General features: G+C 57.2%; 1 protein-coding gene. It reads right to left on the reverse strand.

All coding sequences use genetic code 11. The features are described from left to right. Window positions 1–138: 138 nt before the first annotated feature. Window positions 139–818 (reverse strand): flippase-like domain-containing protein (locus tag GTN70_02580; GenBank protein ID NIO15879.1); only part of this gene is annotated, 680 nt, incomplete at its 5' end.

Consider the following 818-nt stretch of genomic DNA (forward strand, 5'->3'; position numbering starts at 1 on the left):
GAATACACAATGATGATGGCGCTAAACCGAACTTCCACCGGAAGCGGAAGCGCCAGAAACACGAGAAACGCGACGGACAGATCAAAAAACCACGCCAACAAGGAAAACCCGGCGGGCACCACCAGCTTGCGCGGGCGTTCACGCAGAATCGCGATGCCGCGATGAAACTCCCGCAACATCCTGGCCACCTTCGTGCTCACCCGCGTGCCTTTCAACCGCCCTCTGAAAGAGACGATTAATCAGACGAACCACCCAGTTGACCGCTCGCTTGGTCGCCGATTCCTTCACGCTCAGGTACACGAGCAGGAAAAGCGAGAGGGCCGTGCCGACCGCGACAACCAGAATGAAGCTGACCACCAACCCCGAGGGCTCGTACTGCACAATAAAGACCACGGACCCTACGATGAGGCCACCCAACGTCGTCGCCATGGAAAGAATGCGGTGGCTCACCACTGAAGCCACGATCTTCCCCGTATCGCCTTGAGAATCCTTGTGCATCAGATACGCACGGGACACTTCGCCGCTCACCGATTCAGCGGGAATCAACAGGTCCACGAACGCGCCGACCCACGTGAACAGCAACGTCCTCCGAAACGTCGTCGTCACGGAGAGCACCCGCAACAGATCCCACCACGTCAAAGCGTAAAAGGTCATGCTCAGCAGGAACGTGAAAAAAGCCAAGGCGTAGACGACCGGGTCCACGAGCAGCAGAATATTCGTGAACTCGCCGAACCCCACGAAAAAATAGGTGTAGACGAGAAACACGAACAACCCGAGCAGCAGAAGCGGAAAGCCCTTGCGCAAGATCGAACGTCGCT

This window comes from Deltaproteobacteria bacterium (assembly GCA_011773515.1).
GTDB lineage: Bacteria > Desulfobacterota > Deferrimicrobia > J040 > J040 > WVXK01.